Genomic DNA, 19,249 nt, shown 5'->3' on the forward strand with positions numbered 1-19,249 from the left:
TCATCGGCATCGGTGGGGCAGGGATGTCCGGGGTAGCGCGGATCCTCCTCGACCGCGGCTCGGTGGTGTCCGGCTCGGATGCCAAGGAGTCCCGGCCCATCCTCGCGCTGCGCTCCATGGGGGCCACCATCTCCATCGGCCACGACGCGGAGAACCTGCGCCTGGCCGGGGAGCTGCCCACGGTGGTCGCCACCTCCTTCGCCGCCATCCCGCAGGACAATCCCGAGCTCGTCGCCGCGCGCGAGGCGGGCATCCCCATCCTCCGGCGCTCGGACCTCCTCGCGGAGCTCATGCTGGGCTCCCAGCAGATCCTCATCGCGGGGACTCACGGCAAGACGTCCACCACCTCGATGACGGTGGTCGCCATGCAAGAGGCGGGAATGGACCCGAGCTTCGCCATCGGCGGGCAGCTCAACCGCGCCGGGACGAATGCCCACAACGGGACCGGCCACGCCTTCGTCGCGGAGGCGGACGAGTCCGACGGCTCCTTCCTCCGCTACTCCCCGGACATTGCCGTTGTCACCAATATCGAGCCGGATCACCTCGACTACTTCGGTTCTGAGGAGAAGTACTTCGCCATCTTCGATCAGTTCGCCGACCGCCTGGGGGAGGACGGGCACCTCGTCGTCTGCCTCGATGACGAGCACGCGGCGAGCCTCGGTGAGCGCGCGGCCGCGCGGGGCATCACGGTCCATGGCTATGGCACGACGGCAGCAGCCGCCCGCCACCCCGATCTTCCCTGCGAGGTCGAGGTGCTGAAGAGCGCCATCGACGCCGCGGGAACCGTGGCGCAGATGGAGATCGCCGGGCGCACCGTGACGGTGCGGCTGAGCATCCCGGGCGAACACATGGTGCTCAACGCTGCGGCCGCGCTGCTGGCCGGGCACCTGGCCGGTGGTGAGTGCGATCGGCTCTGCGCGGGGCTTAGCAACTTCACCGGCGTGCGCCGTCGTTTCGAATATCACGGCACGGTGGATAACCCGCGCTTCGCGGGCGCCCGCGTCTTCGATGACTATGCGCACCACCCCACCGAGGTGCGCGCCGTGCTCAGCGCCGCGCGGGAGAAGCTCGAGGCTGAGGAGGGCGGCCAGCTCATCGCGGTCTTCCAGCCGCACCTGTACTCGCGGACCGTGAACTTCGCTACTGAGTTCGCCGAGGCCCTGTCGCTGGCTGATCGCGTCGTCGTCCTCGAGATCTTCGGCGCGCGGGAGGACCCCGTCGAAGGAGTGAGCTCCCGGCTCATCACGGATGCCATCGACGCCGAGGAGGTCATCTACGAACCGGACTTCTCCGCCGTGGCCGGGCGCGTGCGCGCGATGGCCGGCCCCGGGGACCTCATCCTCACCATCGGCGCGGGTACCGTGACGCTGCTCGCCGATGAGATTCTCGACGCCCTGCAGGAGGAAGAGCATTGAGGATGCCCTCCGCGCGCACGGCGCTCATCAGCGGCGGGGTCCTCATCATCCTGATCCTCGCTCTCGTGGCGGTCCTCCTGTGGAGCCCGCTCTGCGCGATCCGCACCATCACGGTGGAGGGCGCGGAGCACAGCACCCAGGAGGAGATCGTGGCGGCGAGCGGCATCCACGAGGGGGATAACCTCCTGCGGCTGGACAGCACGGGCGCTGCCCAGGGCGTGGCGGCGCTTCCGTGGACCCGATCGGTGACCGTCTCCCGGGACTTCCCGTCGACGGCCACGATCCGCATCACCGAGCGTCAGGCCCCGCTCTACCGGGAGGAGAACGGGGTGGCCTCGCTCATTGATGAGAACGGGGACATCTTCCTCCAGGGGGATCCGCCGCCGGATGCCCTCGCCGTGACGGGCTCGGGATCCCAGGATGGGGAGACCCTCGCGGAGGTGGCCCGGGCGCTGAGCGAGGTCGGTTCGGAGCAGCGCAGCGCCTTGGAGCGCGTCGACGTCTCCGCGGAGAAGGCCATGACGCTCTACATCAAAGATGGGCGCACGGTGTATTGGGGTGCGACGGAAAACAACCGGAATAAGGCCATCGCGTTGGAATCAGTGCTGACCTTCCCGGACGGGAATTGGAATATTTCCAACCCCGAGTTGATCACCCGCCGAGACTCCTGAGTACGGTGGGGGAGCAGCGCTAAAACCGCAGGCCAAAACCCTAAAGTAGTGGTTGAGGGTAACGACACGCCGTGCAAATGTCACGGCGTTTGCGTTGTCTGTCCCTCATGATGGAAGGGATCGGTCTGCACTTCTGCAGCCAGAATGAAAGAACCCTAGTGACAGACTTCTCATCGGAAAGGCGAGAGACCTAGCAATGAATTCCCCGAACCAGTCACTCGCCGTCATCAAGGTCGTCGGAGTCGGCGGCGGCGGCGGCAATGCTGTGAACCGGATGATTGAGGAAGGCCTCAAGGGCGTCGAGTTCATTACCGTCAACACCGACTCCCAGGTGCTGATGTTCTCCGACGCGGACGTCAAGCTCGACATCGGCCGAGAGACCACCCGTGGCCTCGGCGCCGGCGCCGATCCTGAAGTGGGCCGAGCCGCCGCGGAGGAGCACAAGGCGGAGATCGAGGAGATCCTCAAGGGTGCGGACATGGTGTTCGTCACCGCCGGCGAGGGCGGCGGAACGGGCACCGGCGCCGCCCCGGTCGTCGCGAGCATCGCGAAGAAGCAGGGCGCGCTGACCGTCGGCGTCGTCACCCGGCCCTTCAAGTTCGAGGGACGCCGCCGTAACCGCCAGGCGATGGAGGGCATCGAGAAGCTCCGTGAGGTGTGTGACACCGTCGTCGTCATCCCGAACGATCGCCTCATGCAGCTGGGCGATGAGAGCCTCTCCATGGTGGACGCCTTCCACGCCGCCGATGAAGTCCTTCACAATGGTGTGAAGGGTATCTCTGACCTCATCACCAACCCGGGTCTCATCAACGTCGACTTCGCTGACGTGCGCTCCGTCATGGAGGGCGCCGGCTCCGCCCTCATGGGTGTCGGTAGCTCCAGCTCCGATAGCCGCATCGTCGACGCCGCCCTCCAGGCCATCAACTCCCCGCTGCTCGAGTCCAGCATGGACGGCGCGACCCGCCTGCTGCTCTCCGTCGCGGGCGGCTCTGACATGGGCATGAACGAGGTCGGCGAGGCCACCTCCCTCATCGAGGAAAAGACTGACGAAGATGCCCACATCATCTTCGGCGCGACGGTGGACGACAACCTCGGCGACGAGGTGCGCGTCACCATCATCGCGACGGGTTTCGACGAGTCCTCCCCGGCGCCCGTCCAGCAGGACTCCGCTCGCACCGAGCAGCCCGCCTCCGCCCCCGCGGAGCCGGCCGAGCGCCCGCAGCGCGAGAACCCCACTCCGGCGCCGAGCTCCCAGGACTCCCTCTTCGGATCCTCCGAGCGTGGCCGGGAGGATCGCGCCGAGCGGGACTTCCGGGATCGTGATTCCCGCGACTCCGCGAGCGGCCGCCACCACCTCGACGAGCGCCCGCACCGCGGCGGCATGTTCACCTCCGGGGATGACTACCGCGCGCCGAGCCGTCGCGATGACGATGATGACTTCGACATCGACCTCCCCCCGATGATGCGCTAGGGTCATGATGACGTCGGTTGATCCGCGCACTCGCCCCGTCCGCAAGGTGTTCACGAGCCGTGCGGGCGGGGTTTCCGCTGCGCCGTATGCTTCCTTCAACCTCGGCGAGCACGTGGGGGATGATCCCGCGGCCGTCCGGGCCAATCGTGAGCGGCTGGCCCGCATCCTTGAGCTCGACCCCGCCCGCTTCGTGTGGATGGAGCAGCTCCACACGCCGACGGTGACCGTCGTCGACGGGCCGCAGGACGGCCCCGTCGAGGCGACGGACGCCCTCGTGACTACGGCCCGGGGCCTGGCGCTCTGCGTCCTCGTCGCCGATTGCGTCCCGGTCCTGCTCTCCGACCACGAGGCCGGGGTGATCGCCGCGGTCCACGCCGGGCGCACCGGGGCGCGCAACGGGATTCTCCGTCGCGCCGTCGAGGTGATGAGCACCCTCGGCGCGGAGCCCGGCCGCATCCACGCGCTGCTGGGGCCCGCGGCATCGGGTGCCCGCTATGAAGTCCCGGAGGCGATGGCCCGCGACGTGGAGCGACACCTTCCAGGATCCCTAGCTCGCACCGCGAAAGGGACGCCCGGCCTGGACATCCGTGCGGGGCTTGTGCGCCAGCTCGCTGGGCTGGGCGTGGAAGCGGTGGACGTCGATCCCCGCTGCACCATCGAGGATGACACCTTCTTCTCCTACCGGCGGGAAGGAACAACTGGGCGGCAGGCCGGCATCGTGTGGCTGCCCGAGGAGCAGTGATATGAACCGTCGTGAAGAGATTGCACAGGCACTCGCCGCCGTGAGGGAGCAGATCGCCGAGGCCAGCCGTGTGGCCGGCCGCACGCCGGAGGAGGTCACGCTCCTCCCCGTCACCAAGTTCCACCCCGCCAGCGACGTCGAGATCTTGGGTGACCTCGGCGTCACCGAGGTGGGGGAGAACCGCGAGCAGGAGGCCCGGGCCAAGGCCGCCGAGCTGCCCGCCATGGGCTTCGCGATGATCGGCCAGATCCAATCGAAGAAGTGCAATGCCGTGGCGCGCTGGGCCTCCAGCGTGCACAGCGTCGACTCCCTCCGCATCGCCGACGGCCTCAACCACGGCGTGGCCCTCGCGCTCGAGCGCGGAGACCGGCCGGAGGAGCGCGCCGTCCTCCCGTGCTACCTCCAGTGGAGTGCGGATGGGGACACGAGCCGCGGTGGGGTCTCGACGGCCGACCTCCCCGCACTCACCGAGCGCGTCCTTGAGGCCGAGCACCTCTCCCTTGCTGGGCTCATGTGCGTCCCGCCGGTGGGCGCCGACCCGGTGGAGGTCTTTGCCCAGGCCGCCGCGCTGCGCGGCGAGATGGAGGAGCGCGCCGGCCGTGGGCTGGGCTTCTCCGCGGGCATGTCCGCTGACATGGCCGAGGCGATCGCTGCGGGCTCGACCATTGTGCGTGTCGGTACAGCAATCCTCGGCAGCCGCCCGCTAGCCTAAAACTCAATCACCACGAGGGGCTGATCGAGCCCCGGTTCCATAGGGCCACGACAGATCAAGAGGGGAACAGAATGTCCTTTATCAAGAGCACGAAGGAATTTTTCGGCCTCGGGCCGACGGCTGTCGACGTCGACGATCCGTACTACGACGACGACCCGCACTACGGCCGCGCCGAGGAGTCCCTGGGCTATGGTGCCCGTCGCGAACACGACTATGAGCCCGCCCCCCGCGCCGCTGAGCCGCGCAGCTACACCCCGTCCGTGCTGGCCGTCGAGCTGCACTCCTACACGGAGGCCTCCCGCATCGGCGAGCCCTTCCGCGACGGCGACGCCATCGTCTTCGATCTCACCCGGATGGAGCACTCCGAGGCCAAGCGCGTCATCGACTTCGCGGCGGGCCTCTGCTTCGGCCTCCGCGGCCAGATGAAGAAGCTCGACCGCCTGGTCTTCGCCATCATCCCCGAGGGGGCGACGATCTCCACCTACGAGCTGGACCGCGCTCTGCGCCTGCGCTAACCCTCATCGGAACCGGGAGCGCCGGGAGCCTGCGGCCCCTGCTCGACGCCCACTGCCAGCGAGGCAGTGGGCTGTTCGCATCTCTGGCGAAGGTTCATTAGGCTTTGGTGCTGTGATTTATGTCGGCTTTATTCTGCTCATCCTGCTCAGAATCTTCTTTTATTTGCTCGTGGGACGCATCCTCATCGAAATGATTCTGAGCTTCTCCCGGAGCCCCCAGCCCCCGCGGTGGTTTATGGTGCTGGCGGAGACGGTGTTTTTCGTGCCGACGGATCCCCCCGTCAAGCTCCTCCGGAAGATCATCCCTCCCCTCCGAATGGGGAATATCGGGCTCGATGTGGCGGTGCTCGCCCTCTTCTTTATCATCATCTTCCTCCAGCTGCTGGTGCAGCTGGTCTTCATGGGTGCTAATCTATAAAAACGCTTTCAAAAAATCTGCCCCCGTCTCACGATCTGGGGGTGGAAGAGGCTAGACTTGTCACCGAAAGTCCGTAGGATACGTTAGGGAATACACTGTCGGGCGTGTAGTTCGCTCGATTGGGCAGACCAAGCGAAGGGAATGTCAATGGCGCTGACACCAGCAGATGTGCACAATGTGGCTTTCAGCAAGCCGCCGATCGGCAAGCGCGGATACAGCGAGGACGAGGTCGACCAGTTCCTGGACCTCGTCGAAGATACGCTTGGCCAGCTCCAGGATGAGAACGAGGAGCTGCGTCAGCGCACCGAGGAGCTGGAATCCGAGCTGAAGGATGCGCGGAGCAAGTCCGGGGCGGCTGGCACGGCTGCTGCAGCGACCTCCACCCGCTCCTCCGCCGTCGACGAGCAGGCGCTGCGCACGAAGATCGAGTCCGAGCTTCGTGCCTCCTACGAGAAGAAGCTGGCTGAGGCCCGTTCCGCTCAGGAGGATGCCGAGGCCAAGGCTCGCCGCGCGGAACAGGAAGCCGAGAAGGCTCGCTCCGAGGCGGAGAAGGCGCGTTCGGAGAAGAGCACCGAGTCTCGCTCCGAGGAGCCGCGCCAGGCCGCTGCCGCTGCGGGCTTCGCCGGCGCGGCGGGGACCGCCACAGCCGACACCCACATGCAGGCTGCCAAGGTCCTGGGCCTGGCCCAGGAGATGGCCGACCGCCTCACCTCGGACGCTCAGGCCGAGTCCACCTCTATGATCGAGGAAGCCCGCGCGGCCGCCGAGAAGCAGCTGTCCGAGGCGGACACCCGCTCCCGCACCCTCGTCAGCGATGCGGAGCGTCAGGCTGAGAAGACCGTGTCCGACGCCAACGCGCGCGCCGAGGCCCAGGTTCGCAACGCCGAGGAGAAGGCTGCCGCCCTCCAGGCCGACGCCGAGCGCAAGCACTCCGAGATCATGGCCACCGTCAAGCGCCAGCAGAGCGCTCTGGAGAACCGCATCAGCGAGCTGCGGACCTTCGAGCGCGAGTACCGCACTCGCCTCCGCACCCTGCTGGAGACCCAGCTCGAGGAGCTGGAGACCCGCGGGAGCGCCGCTCCGGACGGCCGGACGGACACCAAGAACAACTAATCCCTCGTGGATTAGCCCTCCCCGCGAGGCCATGCGCCCGCGGGGAGTTCGTCTATCCTCGCCCGCGAGGGCGAGCATCATCACTAAGGGGTTCACATGCTCACCCTGGCACTCGTGAGTGCTTTTCTCGCCTTTCTCTGCCTCGTTCTCGCGCTCAGTACGGGAACGACGCTGACCACGGTGGGAGTCTTTGTCTTCGCGATCCTGGGGCTGATCTTCCTCATTATCGACTGGGTGCGACGTCGCCGTGCGCGTTCGGAGGGGAAGGCATAGGGGATCCGGGGAGGATCCGTTATACTGATGAGCACGTGTTCTGGGGCACTGGCTTGACGTCGTGGAGAGCCGAAGCGCCCCGGGGCCTCGCGCACTGATCCGGCTATCACCGGGGAGCGCTCCGGAAGAACGGCTCGTGGAAGAGCTCAGTAGAACCGGACGGGTGGATCCGTCATCATCCTTCACTGCAATGAAGCGGGGTTGGCTGCGGCCGGCCCAAGCAGGGTGGTACCGCGTAGCAGTCGCTGCGTCCCTGCATGGCACAACGCTAGGCACGTGAAGGAGTGACGATGGCCGACAAGGTCGGGGGAGTGTACCCCAAGGTTGATCTCAGCGGGGGATCCTCGCGCTTCCCGGATATGGAGCGCGAAGTTCTCACGTATTGGGAGAAAGACGGCACGTTCCAGGAGTCTCTGCGTCAGCGCGAGGGCTCCACGGAGTTCGTGTTTTATGATGGCCCGCCCTTTGCCAACGGGCTTCCACACTATGGCCACCTGCTCACCGGCTATGTGAAGGACATCATCCCGCGTTTCCAGACGATGCGTGGCAAGTATGTTCAGCGCGTGTTCGGCTGGGATACACACGGTCTTCCCGCCGAGCTCGATGCGGAAAAGCAGCTCGGGATCAAGGGCAAGAACGAGATCGAGGAGATGGGCATCGAGGCCTTCAACGAGGCCTGCGCCACCTCCGTCCTGCGCTACACCGAGGAGTGGCGCTCCTATGTCACCCGCCAGGCCCGCTGGGTGGACTTTGACCATGGCTATAAGACCATGGACATTGACTTCATGGAGTCCGTCATGTGGGCCTTCAAGGCCCTCTACGACAAGGGGCTCATCTACCAGGGCTTCCGCGTCCTGCCCTACTCCTGGGCGGAGCACACCCCGCTGTCCAACCAGGAGACCCGCCTCGACGACGCCTACCGCATGCGCCAGGACCCGACCCTCACGGTGACCTTCCCGGTCACGGGGGCCCGGGAGGGCTCCGCCGCGGAGACGACCCTCGCCGAGCACCCGGAGGTGGGCGAGGCCGCCGCCCTCGCCTGGACGACCACCCCGTGGACCTTGCCGTCGAACCTCGCACTCGCGGTGCACCCCGAGACGGAGTACGCCCTGGTGCGCGTCGGCGAAGAGGGGAGCTCCCCGGAGATCCGCGGGAAGAAGGTGCTCCTCGCGGACACGCTGCGCGGGGAGTATGCCGCGGAGTTGGGCAAGGACCACGAGGTCCTGCTCACCCTGCCCGGGCGGGCGCTCGAGGGTCTCACCTACCAGCCGATCTTTGAGTTCTTCAAGGACCACCCGAAGGCGTTCCAGGTGCTCCTCGCGGATTATGTCACCACGGAGGACGGCACGGGTATCGTCCACCAGGCTCCGGCCTTCGGTGAGGACGATATGACGACGTGCCAGGCCTATGGCATCGACGTGGTGATCCCCGTCAACATGGACGGCAAGTTCACCGAGCAGGTGCCGCCCTACGAGGGGCAGCTGGTCTTTGATGCGAACAAGGCCATCATTCGGGACCTCAAGGAGGCCTCCCGGGTGGTGCGTCACCGCACGATCGAGCACTCCTACCCGCACTCCTGGCGCTCCGGCGAGCCGCTCATCTACATGGCGCTGCCCAGCTGGTTCGTCTCGGTGACGAAGTTCCGCGAGCGGATGGTGGAGCTCAACCACGAGAACACGACGTGGATCCCCTCGCACATCCGCGATGGCCAGTTCGGCAAGTGGCTCGAGGGGGCGCGCGACTGGAACATCTCGCGCAACCGTTACTGGGGTTCGCCGATCCCGGTGTGGGTGTCCGACTCCGAAGAATACCCCCGCGTCGACGTCTACGGATCCCTCGACGAGCTGGAGCGGGACTTCGGCGTCCGGCCCACGAGCCTGCACCGCCCCTACATCGACGAGCTCACGCGCCCGAACCCGGACGACCCGACGGGGAAGTCCACGATGCGCCGCGTCCCGGAGGTCCTCGACTGCTGGTTCGAGTCCGGCTCCATGCCCTTCGCGCAGAAGCACTACCCCTTCGAGAACGAAGAATGGTTTGACACGCACTCCCCGGCGGACTTCATCGTCGAGTATTCGGGGCAGTCGCGCGGCTGGTTCTACTCCCTCCACGTGCTCGCGACCGCTCTCTTTGACCGGCCCGCGTTCTCGACGGTGGTCGCGCACGGGATCATCCTCGGCGATGATGGACTGAAGATGTCCAAGTCGAAGGGGAACTACCCGGACGTCAACGAGGTTTTCGACCGCGACGGCTCTGACGCGATGCGCTGGTACCTCATGGCCTCGCCGATCCTTCGAGGCGGCAACCTCATCGTGACGGAGCAAGGCATCCGCGATGGCGTGCGCCAGGCGCTCCTTCCGATGTGGAACGCGTACACCTTCCTGCAGCTCTACTCCTCTCGGCCGGCGGAGTGGTCGACGTCATCCCCGGCAGTGCTGGACCGCTACATCCTTGCCAAACTCCATGACCTGGTGAAGACGACGGGTGACGCACTCGAGGCCATGGATATTGCCACCGCGTGCGATGAGGTCCGACGCTTCTGCGACGCACTCACCAACTGGTACGTACGTCGTTCGCGGGACCGCTTCTGGGGCGGGGAAGAGGACAACCTCCACGCCTTCAACACCCTCTACACCGTGCTGGAAACCCTCACCAGGGTCACGGCCCCGCTGCTTCCGCTGGTGTCCGAGGTCATCTGGCGCGGCCTGACCGGCGGCCGCTCCGTCCACCTCGCGGACTTCCCCAAGGCGGAGGACTACCCGGCCGACGACGAACTCGTCGCTACCATGGACGCGGTCCGTGCCGCTTGCTCCGCGGCCTCCTCGGTACGCAAGGCCCACAAGCTGCGCAACCGTCTGCCGCTGCCCTCCCTCACGGTGGCGCTTCCCGAGGCCTCGACGCTGGCAGCGTTCCGCGACATCATCCGCGATGAGGTCAACGTGAAGAATGTTGAGCTGACGGACGATGTGGCATCCGTCGGCGTCGTCGAGATTGCCGTGAACGCTCGGGTTGCGGGACCGCGGCTGGGGAAGGATGTGCAGCGCGCGATCAAGGCTGTGAAGACGGGGAACTATACCCGCGAAGGCGATCGCGTGAACGCGGACGGAATGTTGCTCGAACCAGGGGAATTCACCGAGCGGCTCGTGGCGGCGAACCCGGAATCCACAGCACAGATCGATGGGTGCAATGGGCTCGTCGTCCTGGACATGACGCTCACCGAGGAACTCGAGGCCGAAGGCTGGGCGGCGGACGTGGTCCGCGGGATCCAGGACGCCCGCAAGGCCGAGGACCTGGAGGTCTCCGACCGGATTCGCGCGGTGCTCAGCGTGCCCGCGGAGAAGGAGGAGTGGGCAACGCGGCACGCGGAGTTCATCGCCTGCGAAACCCTGGCGAAGGACTTCCGCGTGAGCACTGAGCCCCTCCCGGCCGAGGGGCCGAAGGCCCACGAGGTGCTCTCCGGTGTGACGGTGAGCATCGAGCGCCTCAGCGAGGCCGAGGCCTAAGGGCACGCGGGGGAGGCCAGCCCGTCCCCGCGTCTACCTGGCGAACATCTCCGCAGCGCGCTCCCGGAACTCCTCCGCGTGAGCGCGCTGCGCGCTGTCGAGGGCGTCGAGTGCCTCGGGGCGGGTGTGATCCGCGATGTCGGCCTGTTTGACCTGGCGGGCGAGGTCGTGGGCGTTGATGCGCTGGAGCCACTCCTCCTCGGAGAGCTCGGGCTGCGGGGTGAGGACCTCGACGGCCTCGATGATGGAATCGCTAAAACCCATCTCGCGGAGGTCCTCGGACTCGATGTCGGTGTCGCGCAGAATGTGGTGGAGCCAGCACACGGCGATAGCCTCAGGCGTCCCACCCTGCTCGCGCAGTTCGCCGCTGACCCGGGTGAGGTGCTCGAGGAGCGGGCCGCCCGCGGCATCCCGGTGGGATTCATGCTCTTCGCGGGCGAGCGTGACGGCCTGTTCAATGAGATGCATCTGGTCCATGGGCTCCACCCTAGCGATTCCGCTATGGGCACAGGTATTCGATAGGATGGGCGCCATGTCACGGTGGGTGTTGCATATCGATATGGATGCCTTCTTTGCATCCTGCGAGCAGCTCACCCGCCCAACCCTGCGGGGAAGGCCGGTGCTCGTGGGCGGCCTCGGGCTCCGCGGGGTGGTGGCCGGCGCTTCCTATGAGGCTCGACGCTTCGGGGCGCACTCCGCCATGCCGATGATTCGCGCCCGGGCGCTTGTGGGGAGCCAGGCCGTCGTCGTCCGCCCCCGGAAGGAGGTCTATTCGCTCGCTTCGCGGCGCGTGTTTGAGCTGCTCCGCGAGGAGGTGGGGCTGGTGGAGCAGCTGAGTATCGACGAGGGCTACATGGAGCCAGAGGAGCTGCGGGGCGCCTCGCCCGAGGAGGTGGAGCGCTGGGCCCACCAGTTGCGCGCGAGGATCCGCGAGGAGACCGGGCTGCCGAGCTCTATCGGTGCGGGGGCGGGGAAGCAGACCGCGAAGATCGGCTCTGGGCTGGCCAAACCCGATGGGGTGGCGGTGATCCCGCCGGACCGGCACGACGAGATCGTCGGCCCCCTCCCCGTGGGGGAGCTGTGGGGCGTGGGGCCCATCACGGAGGCGAAGCTGCGCAGCCTGGGCGTGGTAAGTATTGCGGACCTCGCCTCGCTGAGCCGCAAGGAGGTGGTCTCTAGCCTGGGAGGGACCATCGGCCCGGCGCTGTGGGATCTGGCGCGTGGTATCGACGAGCGGCCCGTCGCCCCTCGGGCTGTGGCCAAACAGGTCTCGGCGGAGCACACCTATCCGCGGGATCTCGTGACGCACGGTCAGGTCGATGCCGCCATCGAGCGCGCCGCGGAGGGTGCGTATGCGCGCCTCGGGCGCGACGGCCGGGCGGCCAGGACCGTGACCGTCAAGCTGCGCATGGCGGACTTTCGGATCGAGTCCCGCTCCGCGACCTTGCCCTATGCCACGGATGAGGAGGACACCCTCCTGGCCACCGCGCGCAGCCTCGTACGCTATCCGGACGAGGTGGGGCCCATCAGGCTGGTGGGCGTCGGCTATTCCGGACTGGAGGAGGCGCGGCAGGATGTGCTCTTCCCCGAGCTCGAACACCAGGTGGTGCGAAGGATCGACGTCGATACGGATTTCGAAGTGGGGGTGCGGGGCAGCCCGGAGGAACGCGCCGAGGGGGAGGCGGAGCTCGAGGCCACGGAGGAGAACCCGGACACGTGGTACCCCACGCAGGACGTCCACCACCCGGAGTGGGGGCACGGCTGGGTCCAGGGGGTGGGCCATGGCGTGGTATCCGTGCGTTTTGAGACGCGGACGACGGGTCCTGGGCGCACCCGGACCTTCGCGATCGACGATGCCGAGCTTCGCCCGGCCGACCCTCTGCGCAGCTTAGAGTGGGATGAGTGGCTCTCAGAAAACTGAGCCGCGGTGAGGTATTGCCCACGACGGGGTTCCGGTGACCTGGGGATTTGCGCGTCGCCGGGCGGGGCGGCGGGGAGCGGGATCGTCCCGAGGGCCGGGGAGTTGATAGCATATTCCAGTCAATTGTCGAGTAGAGGAGATTTCCGTGAAGCTTTACCGAATTGCCGCTGCGGGTGCTGTGCTGGCAACCGCTGTCACGCTCAGCGCGTGCTCCAATGATCAGGGGAGTGAGGACACGTCGACGAGCTCGGCGGAGAGCTCGTCCTCCTCGGCTGCCGCCATGCCGGAGCTGCCGTCCGCGGCTGACCTCAACGCGGTCATCGCGAAGGCCAGCGACCCGCAGGCCCCCATCGAGGAGAAGGTGAAGACGGTGCAGGGCGGCGAGACCGCTGCCGAGCTCTTCGACATCCTCGCGCAGCGCAAGGCTGAGCTGGGCTCTGACTTCCAGGTCCAGGACCCGGTTCTCCCCGGCTACACCAACGACAGCGTCCTCACCAACCTCGTCTACACCGAGGGCGATCGCCGCGATGAGATCCAGGACATCAGCTTCGTCTTCGAGGACGGCCTGTGGAAGCTGAGCCGCGCCGACGCCTGCGTCCTCATCACCAGCGCCCTGCCGCCGGAGCAGGTCCCGGCCATGTGCCACGATGACCTCCCGCCGGCCGAGGGCGAGCAGCCGGCACCGGCCGAGGGGGAGCAGCCCGCTCCGGCCCCCGCCCCGGCTGAAGGTGAGCAGCCGGCACCGGCCCCCGCCCCGGAGGAGGCCCCGGCGCCCGCCCAGTAGGCAGCACCACCATCGGGGGAAGCCCCTAGCGGGGGGAGGGGGATTCCGCTTCGAGCTGGAGTATCCGCGTGCGCGGGTGCTCCAGCCAAGTTTTTCTCATCCACCGATCGTGGGTGGCGAGCAGCACGGTGCCCTCGAAGGCGTCCACTGCGCGCTCGAGGTCCTCGACGAGCGCGAGGGAAATGTGGTTGGTGGGCTCGTCGAGGAGGAGAAGATCTGGGGGATTACGCAGAATCTGCGCGAGGGAGACCCGTCGTCGCTGGCCGAGGGAGAGGTCATCGAGGGGCATGGAGGCCTGCGCCGGGGTGAGAAGCCCCATGTCGACGATGATGTCGCCGACGAGGTCCAGCGGGGTGAGGCTCACGTCCTCCCAGTAGTCGTCTTGCTGGAGGCGCGCGATGGAGATGTCCTCGGCGAGGCGGAGCTCTCCCCGGTCGGGGGCGAGGCTGCCCTCCACAATGCTGAGGAAGGTGGACTTCCCGGCGCCGTTTGGCCCCTCGACCAGGACGTGCTCCCCGGGCTGGATCTTCACCGAGAGCGGCGCGAGACGGCCGTGGAGGCCGAGCCCCCGGGCCCAGACGACGGGCTCGCCGAGGGAGGTGAGCCGGGAGTCCGGCATCCCCTGGAAGCGCAGGGGCTCGGGCGGGGCGGGGATGGCCTCGCGCTCGAGGGCCGCGAGGCGGTTGCGGGCGGAGCGCACCCGGTTACCCTGGGTTTTCGCTGCGCGGTCGGCGAAGAACTTCTTCGCCTTGCCGCCCTCGGCCTTCGGGGTGTCGTGGTGGAAGATGTCCTCCTCCGTCTGGCGGCTGCGTGACTCCAGCCGCTCGCGCTCCTGCTCCTGCGCGTTGTAGCGATCTGTCCAGCGGCGGCGGGCGTCGTCCCGGGCCTTGAGGTACTCGGAGAAGGTGCCGCTATAGACGGTGCCCTGGTGCAGCGGGTCCCCGTCGCCGCCCTCGGGGCTTAGCGCAGGATCGAGGTCGACGAGGGAGTGGGCGACGGCGTCGAGGAAGTAGCGGTCATGGCTCGCGACGAGGACCGGGCCGCTGCTCGCCTTGAGCTCGGAGATGAGGAAGTCGACGCCGGCGTCATCGAGGTGGTTGGTGGGCTCGTCGAGGATCATCGCGTCCGTGGGGCGCAGCAGGAGCGTGGCCAGGGCAAAGCGCCGGCGCTGCCCGCCCGACATGCCGCCCAGCGGGGTGTCGAGGGAAACGTCCCCCAAGCCCAGCCCGGCGAGCACCGTGGCGATGCGGGCGTCGAGGTCCCACACCCCCGCCTCCTCGGCGAGGGCGAGCGCGCGATCGAAGAGCTCGGCGCAGCGGGGGTCGTCGAGGCGGGCGGACAGGTCCTCAATGGTGCGCTCAATGGCGCGCAGCTCCTCGACCGACTTCTCAATGAGGGCGCGCGCCGGGGCGCGGGGCGGCAGGGAGGTCTCCTGGGCGATGAATCCCGTGGCCGGTGGGGTGTAGATGGTCCCGACGTCGGGCCGCTGCCGGCCGCTGAGGAGGGAGAGGAGCGTCGACTTCCCCGAGCCATTCTCCCCGATGAGGCCGGTGACCTTCCCCGCGGGGACGCTGAAGGAGATGTCGGTGAGGACACGGTGGGTGGGGTAGGAGAAACTCACGCCATCGACGTGGAGGTGGAGGGGGCTGGGCATGAGCACCGTCTCCTTTCAAAGATGAGGGGCGAGCACCTTAGCTCTTCGCGGACTCCTGCTGCGCGGGGGAGTAGCGCACCGAGCTCGTGAGGTCTTGGACGACGCGCACGTCGGAGTCCTTCTCCCCGTAGACCACCCGGGTGGTGGCGCTGAGGGAGCCCGAGCGGGGGAGCGCGGAGTGAAGATCGAAGGTGAGCTCGCCGGTGGAGGAGGTCTGGGTGCCAAGAACCGAGAGAGTGTGCTCCCCGTCCTGGAGGGCGCCGAGGGTGGGGCGCTGCTCGATGTCGACGGAGAGGGTCACGGTGTCCGAGGCGATGGAGGTCACGGTGTACGTGATGGTCTGGAGGTAGGAGTTATCCGCGGCGACGCGCGACTCCACCGTCCACTGTGCGCCCTCGCCGACGGGCTCGTCGGGAAGAACCACCTGGTAAGCGGTGAGCGTCTTGAAGGCGGACTCGATGTAGCCGCGGGCGTCCTCGGAGGCCTCGTGGGGCGCGGCCACCTGGATCTCGCTGATGCGTCCCTGGTCCTGGGCGCGCCAGCCATAGCGGAAGCCCTCGGCGCCCGCGAGGTCCTCGTTGCGAGACACCTCCGAGGACTGCGGGGCACCGGTGAGGCGGGCCTCGACGGCGCGGGTGGCCTCAGCGCGCGCACTGTCCTTCTCACCCTCCGCCGGGGCGTGGGTGACGACGTTAAGGGGGAGGCGAGCCGTATCCGCGTGGAGATCCGAGGGCGGATGGGGGTCCAGCCGGTCCGCGCGAACAACGTGCTGGTCAAAGCCCTGGGAGACGTCGGCGGTGAGGCTGCGCGCGTCCTCATCAACGTCCTGGTAGCGCAGGGCGATCTTCTCCCCATGGCCGGCGTCGAGAAGCGTGACCTTGGGGGCGTCCACGGGGATGCCGACGGCCTGCTCCGTGGGCGGGGGCGCCGGGGTGGACTCACAGGCGCTCAGTCCCGTCCAGCTCATCGTGGCGAGCAGGCAGGCGATTAGGGCACGGCGAGACTTTGCTGGAAAATGCACACTCCTTAATGTACCCGCATGAACCCGCCCCAAAGTGGATATTTGAGCGGCGCTTACGGAAAGATAGAGGCCGTGATTGCGGATTCGACGGCTACTTCTCCACCCAACCCCCGGCGGACCTCCGGGCGGCGCCTCCTGGGCGTTGCCGTGGGGATTGTGCTGGCTATCGCAGTGATCGATCAGGTGACGAAGGCACTCGTCCTCCACTACCTTGAGCCCGGGGTGGCCCTCCCGGTGATCGGGGACTGGTTCCGTTTCCTTCTCGTTTTTAACCCCGGGGCGGCATTCTCCTTTGGCACGGGGGCGACCTGGGTCTTTACCTGCATTCAGCTGGGCTTTCTCATCCTGGCTGCCGTCGTGATCCCCCGGACGCGCGACCCGTGGACGGTGGTGGCCCTCGCGCTCATCGCCGGGGGTGCGCTGGGGAATCTTGTGGATCGGCTCTGCCGGGCGCCGGCCTTCTTTGTGGGGCACGTCGTGGATTTCATCTCGGTGGGGAGTTTCGCCATTTTTAATGTCGCGGATTCCGCTATTACGTGCGGCGTTATCCTTTTTCTTGTGGCCTCGCTGACGGAGCAGCGCCGCCACGGAGATGCGGCCCACGCGCCGACCCCCAGCGAAGAAAAGGACGTTGAGAAGGAGGATCGCCATGACTCGTGACCGCCGAACCCTGCCCGTTCCTGAGGGGCTCGCCGGGATGCGCGCGGACGCCGGAATCGCCCGGCTCCTGGGGATCTCCCGCACCCAGGCCGCCGAGTTGTGCGCCGCGGGAGACGTCCTCCTCGATAACGCGGAAGTGGGGAAGTCGGATCGGCTCGTGGAGGGCGGCTGGCTCGACGTCACCCTCCCGGAGGCCGAGGCCCCGCTCACCCCGCGCGAGGAACTCGTGGAGGGCATGGACGTGCTCTACTCGGATTCCGACATCATCGCGATCAACAAGCCCGTAGGCGTTGCCGCGCACCCGACCGTCGGCTGGGATGGGCCGACGGTGGTCGGCGGCCTGGCCGCCGCCGGCTTCCGCATTTCCACCTCGGGTCCGCCGGAGCGCAAGGGGATTGTGCAGCGGCTCGACGTCGGCACCTCGGGAGTCATGGTGGTGGCCGCGAGCGAACGGGCCTATTCCGTCCTCAAGCAGGCCTTTCGGGATCGGACGGTGACAAAGACCTATCACGCGCTGGTCCAGGGGCACCCGGATCCCTTCACCGGGACGATTGATGCGCCGATCGGGCGGCACCCCTCGGCGGGCTGGCGCTTCGCCGTGACGAGCGAGGGCAAGCACGCGGTCACTCACTACGAGACCATCGAGGCATTCCCCGAGGCCACGCTGCTCAAGGTTCGCCTGGAGACGGGCCGGACCCACCAGATCCGCGTCCACATGTCCGCCATCCACCACCCCTGCTGCGGGGACCCGATGTACGGCTCCGACCCCGAGCTCTCCGAGAAGCTCGGCCTCATCCGCCAGTGGCTCCACGCCACCACCCTCGGCTTCCACCACCCCGCCGACGGCCACTACATGGAAATCAACGCCCCCTACCCGGCGGACCTTCAGCACGCCCTCGAGGTCCTGCGCGCATGAGCGAGCGTCCCGAGGCGACGACGCCCGCCCCGGCGCCCTGGTGGCGTCGCCCTCCGGTCCTCGTGCTGCTGGGGGCGCTGGTGCTGATCCTCGCGATCGTACTTGCGCTCAGCGGGAGCGATCGCACAGCCAAGCCCATGCCTCCCAACGGGGACGTCCTGGGGCCCGCCCAAGGGGAGAGCGCGGAGGCCTATGGGCAGCGCGCCGGGGAGAGCCTGGAGGAGGCCCTCGCGGGCTGGCCGGAGGAGGAATCCTGGGCGCTCGTGACGTTCCACCGTCCCGTGAGCGGTGCGACAGCCGGGGACGTGAGCGCCCCGATCCAGAGGGTGAGCGCCGTGCTCAGCGGGGGAGGAGCCCCCGTCGTGGTGCCGGAGCCGGTGGCGGGGACGAGCCGTGCGGAGACCTTCGCGCGCGTCGGGATGGGCGGCGAGGATGCGCCGATCAGCGGGCTGGTCGTGTGGGATCGTCCGTCCGTTCTCCGCGCGGTGGCGGAGGAGCCAACTGTTCTTAGCGTCGAGGTTCTTCCGTCGGATGCCCAGTGGGGGCGCTTCGGCGTGCGGCCGCCCTCCTGGGGCGATGCTGCACCACATCCGTGAGGTAGAGCAGCACAGCCACCCAGATGAATGCGAAGGCCACCCAGCGCTCGGCGCTGATGGATTCCTGGGTAATGAAGACCGCCCAGAGCAGCTGCATGGTGGGGGTGAGGTACTGCAGCATGCCGATGGTGGACAGGGAGAGGGACTTGGCTCCCAGCCCGAAGAGGAGGAGCGGCACGGCGGTGACCACGCCCGAGGAGAGCAACAACAGATCGTGGCCCACGCCGAGGGTGAGGAACGTGGCCGTGCCCTGCACCCCGCTGACGATGATGCCGATGAGCGCCCACGGCGCAATGACGAGCGTCTCCGCGGTGAGGGATCCCGCGGAGGAGACGTGCACCTTCTTTTTCAGCAGCCCATAGAAACCGAAGCTCAGCGCCAGCGCGAGGGAAATATACGGCGGGTGGCCCCCGATGATCGCGAGGTAGGCGACGCCGACGCACGCCGTCGCGACCGCGAGCAGTTGCAGGCGGCGCAGCCTCTCCCCGAGGACGATCATGCCCAGCAGCACGCTGACCAGTGGATTAATGAAGTAGCCGAGCGCGGCGTCCGCTACATTGCCCGAGTTCACCGCGAGGATATAGACGAACCAATTCGCCGTGATGAGAAATCCCGCCGCCGCCATACGCAGCCAGGTGCCGGCCCCGGCGGTGCGGAGTTCGCCCCAGCGGCGGCGCACCGTCGTGTAGATGACCATGATGACCATCGCCCAGAGGATGCGATGGCACAGAATCTCGACGGGGCTGGCCGGCTCGAGGAGGGGGAAGTATCCCGGGAAGAGGCCCCAGAGGGCATACGTCAAGATTCCGTAGATCACAGCTGGGACCTTACCGGAGCGGCGCAGCCCCCGAATCCTGCGGCCCT

Annotated in this window: 19 protein-coding genes; 15 read left to right on the plus strand and 4 right to left on the minus strand. The window is 67.6% G+C overall.

Going from position 1 to position 19,249, the window contains the following annotated elements:
• Window positions 1-23: 23 nt before the first annotated feature.
• The 10 genes from murC (at window position 24) to ileS (ending at window position 10,833) form a co-directional block, all read left to right on the plus strand.
• The gene (murC, locus tag L1O03_RS03710) at window positions 24-1,415 is read left to right on the plus strand and encodes a UDP-N-acetylmuramate--L-alanine ligase (protein ID WP_236118497.1); all 1,392 of its coding nucleotides are present in this window, start codon (window positions 24-26) and stop codon (window positions 1,413-1,415) included.
• A 2-nt stretch (window positions 1,416-1,417) separates the two neighbouring features.
• Complete coding sequence (locus L1O03_RS03715; RefSeq protein ID WP_236118100.1) at window positions 1,418-2,086, plus strand: cell division protein FtsQ/DivIB; 669 nt, start codon at window positions 1,418-1,420, stop codon at window positions 2,084-2,086.
• Between the two features lie 196 nt (window positions 2,087-2,282).
• Window positions 2,283-3,557 (plus strand): cell division protein FtsZ, encoded by a 1,275-nt coding sequence (ftsZ, locus tag L1O03_RS03720; RefSeq protein ID WP_236118101.1) that lies wholly within the window; start codon window positions 2,283-2,285, stop codon window positions 3,555-3,557.
• A 4-nt stretch (window positions 3,558-3,561) separates the two neighbouring features.
• Window positions 3,562-4,299: a peptidoglycan editing factor PgeF gene (gene pgeF, locus L1O03_RS03725; RefSeq protein ID WP_236118102.1), complete on the plus strand. Its 738-nt coding sequence runs from the start codon at window positions 3,562-3,564 to the stop codon at window positions 4,297-4,299.
• A 1-nt stretch (window position 4,300) separates the two neighbouring features.
• A complete protein-coding gene (locus L1O03_RS03730; protein WP_236118103.1) occupies window positions 4,301-5,011 on the plus strand; it encodes a YggS family pyridoxal phosphate-dependent enzyme in 711 nt (236 codons plus the stop codon).
• Between the two features lie 71 nt (window positions 5,012-5,082).
• Entirely contained in the window at window positions 5,083-5,526 is a 444-nt protein-coding gene (locus L1O03_RS03735; RefSeq protein WP_236118104.1) for a cell division protein SepF, read from the plus strand.
• Between the two features lie 112 nt (window positions 5,527-5,638).
• Window positions 5,639-5,944 carry a YggT family protein gene (locus L1O03_RS03740; protein ID WP_236118105.1) on the plus strand — a complete coding sequence of 102 codons (306 nt, stop codon included), beginning with the start codon at window positions 5,639-5,641 and terminating at the stop codon, window positions 5,942-5,944.
• Window positions 5,945-6,091: 147 nt separating this feature from the next.
• Entirely contained in the window at window positions 6,092-7,057 is a 966-nt protein-coding gene (locus L1O03_RS03745) for a DivIVA domain-containing protein (protein WP_236118106.1), read from the plus strand.
• A 114-nt stretch (window positions 7,058-7,171) separates the two neighbouring features.
• Window positions 7,172-7,330 carry a hypothetical protein gene (locus tag L1O03_RS03750; RefSeq protein ID WP_236118107.1) on the plus strand — a complete coding sequence of 53 codons (159 nt, stop codon included), beginning with the start codon at window positions 7,172-7,174 and terminating at the stop codon, window positions 7,328-7,330.
• A gap of 290 nt (window positions 7,331-7,620) precedes the next feature.
• Window positions 7,621-10,833, plus strand: coding sequence for an isoleucine--tRNA ligase (ileS, locus tag L1O03_RS03755; protein ID WP_236118108.1), 3,213 nt, complete (start codon window positions 7,621-7,623; stop codon window positions 10,831-10,833).
• A 33-nt stretch (window positions 10,834-10,866) separates the two neighbouring features.
• On the opposite strand, the gene L1O03_RS03760 is transcribed toward ileS, so the two are convergent.
• Window positions 10,867-11,310: an HD domain-containing protein gene (locus L1O03_RS03760; RefSeq protein ID WP_236118109.1), complete on the minus strand. Its 444-nt coding sequence runs from the start codon at window positions 11,308-11,310 to the stop codon at window positions 10,867-10,869.
• A 55-nt stretch (window positions 11,311-11,365) separates the two neighbouring features.
• Between L1O03_RS03760 and L1O03_RS03765 the strand changes: the two genes are divergently transcribed.
• Together L1O03_RS03765 and L1O03_RS03770 are read left to right on the plus strand one after the other, a co-directional pair.
• The gene (locus L1O03_RS03765) at window positions 11,366-12,754 is read left to right on the plus strand and encodes a DNA polymerase IV (protein WP_236118110.1); all 1,389 of its coding nucleotides are present in this window, start codon (window positions 11,366-11,368) and stop codon (window positions 12,752-12,754) included.
• 145 nt (window positions 12,755-12,899) lie between these two features.
• The gene (locus L1O03_RS03770; RefSeq protein ID WP_236118111.1) at window positions 12,900-13,538 is read left to right on the plus strand and encodes a WKL family lipoprotein; all 639 of its coding nucleotides are present in this window, start codon (window positions 12,900-12,902) and stop codon (window positions 13,536-13,538) included.
• Window positions 13,539-13,563: 25 nt separating this feature from the next.
• Here L1O03_RS03770 and L1O03_RS03775 read toward each other — a convergent pair whose 3' ends face one another.
• The gene (locus L1O03_RS03775; protein WP_236118112.1) at window positions 13,564-15,192 is read right to left on the minus strand and encodes an ABC-F family ATP-binding cassette domain-containing protein; all 1,629 of its coding nucleotides are present in this window, start codon (window positions 15,190-15,192) and stop codon (window positions 13,564-13,566) included.
• A 37-nt stretch (window positions 15,193-15,229) separates the two neighbouring features.
• The gene (locus L1O03_RS03780) at window positions 15,230-16,213 is read right to left on the minus strand and encodes a hypothetical protein (protein ID WP_236118113.1); all 984 of its coding nucleotides are present in this window, start codon (window positions 16,211-16,213) and stop codon (window positions 15,230-15,232) included.
• A gap of 147 nt (window positions 16,214-16,360) precedes the next feature.
• Here L1O03_RS03780 and lspA point away from each other — a divergent pair, with 147 nt between their 5' ends.
• From lspA to L1O03_RS03795, 3 genes are read left to right on the plus strand one after another with little or no spacing between them, the layout of a single operon-like run.
• On the plus strand, window positions 16,361-16,873 hold the full coding sequence (gene lspA / locus L1O03_RS03785) for a signal peptidase II (protein ID WP_236118498.1): 513 nt from the start codon (window positions 16,361-16,363) through the stop codon (window positions 16,871-16,873).
• Entirely contained in the window at window positions 16,863-17,789 is a 927-nt protein-coding gene (locus L1O03_RS03790) for an RluA family pseudouridine synthase (protein ID WP_236118114.1), read from the plus strand. The genes lspA and L1O03_RS03790 overlap by 11 nt, the downstream gene beginning before the upstream one ends.
• The gene (locus L1O03_RS03795) at window positions 17,786-18,385 is read left to right on the plus strand and encodes a hypothetical protein (protein ID WP_236118115.1); all 600 of its coding nucleotides are present in this window, start codon (window positions 17,786-17,788) and stop codon (window positions 18,383-18,385) included. The genes L1O03_RS03790 and L1O03_RS03795 overlap by 4 nt, the downstream gene beginning before the upstream one ends.
• Here L1O03_RS03795 and rarD read toward each other — a convergent pair.
• Window positions 18,297-19,202, minus strand: coding sequence for an EamA family transporter RarD (gene rarD, locus L1O03_RS03800; protein ID WP_236118116.1), 906 nt, complete (start codon window positions 19,200-19,202; stop codon window positions 18,297-18,299). The genes L1O03_RS03795 and rarD overlap by 89 nt on opposite strands.
• Window positions 19,203-19,249: the final 47 nt, after the last annotated feature.

The sequence above is a fragment of the Corynebacterium uropygiale genome, assembly GCF_021568315.1.
Classification (GTDB): Bacteria; Actinomycetota; Actinomycetes; order Mycobacteriales; family Mycobacteriaceae; genus Corynebacterium; species Corynebacterium uropygiale.

Bases quoted from the DNA above. Each gene is read 5' to 3' on its own strand.
- L1O03_RS03795 (WP_236118115.1), top strand. From the start codon at position 17,786: ATGAGCGAGCGTCCCGAGGCGACGACGCCCGCCCCGGCGCCCTGGTGG.
- L1O03_RS03790 (WP_236118114.1), top strand. From the start codon at position 16,863: ATGACTCGTGACCGCCGAACCCTGCCCGTTCCTGAGGGGCTCGCCGGG.
- L1O03_RS03760 (WP_236118109.1), bottom strand. From the start codon at position 11,310: ATGGACCAGATGCATCTCATTGAACAGGCCGTCACGCTCGCCCGCGAA.
- pgeF (WP_236118102.1), top strand. From the start codon at position 3,562: ATGATGACGTCGGTTGATCCGCGCACTCGCCCCGTCCGCAAGGTGTTC.
- L1O03_RS03730 (WP_236118103.1), top strand. From the start codon at position 4,301: ATGAACCGTCGTGAAGAGATTGCACAGGCACTCGCCGCCGTGAGGGAG.
- L1O03_RS03745 (WP_236118106.1), top strand. From the start codon at position 6,092: ATGGCGCTGACACCAGCAGATGTGCACAATGTGGCTTTCAGCAAGCCG.
- murC (WP_236118497.1), top strand. From the start codon at position 24: ATGTCCGGGGTAGCGCGGATCCTCCTCGACCGCGGCTCGGTGGTGTCC.
- L1O03_RS03735 (WP_236118104.1), top strand. From the start codon at position 5,083: ATGTCCTTTATCAAGAGCACGAAGGAATTTTTCGGCCTCGGGCCGACG.
- L1O03_RS03775 (WP_236118112.1), bottom strand. From the start codon at position 15,192: ATGCCCAGCCCCCTCCACCTCCACGTCGATGGCGTGAGTTTCTCCTAC.
- L1O03_RS03765 (WP_236118110.1), top strand. From the start codon at position 11,366: ATGTCACGGTGGGTGTTGCATATCGATATGGATGCCTTCTTTGCATCC.
- ftsZ (WP_236118101.1), top strand. From the start codon at position 2,283: ATGAATTCCCCGAACCAGTCACTCGCCGTCATCAAGGTCGTCGGAGTC.
- L1O03_RS03715 (WP_236118100.1), top strand. From the start codon at position 1,418: ATGCCCTCCGCGCGCACGGCGCTCATCAGCGGCGGGGTCCTCATCATC.
- ileS (WP_236118108.1), top strand. From the start codon at position 7,621: ATGGCCGACAAGGTCGGGGGAGTGTACCCCAAGGTTGATCTCAGCGGG.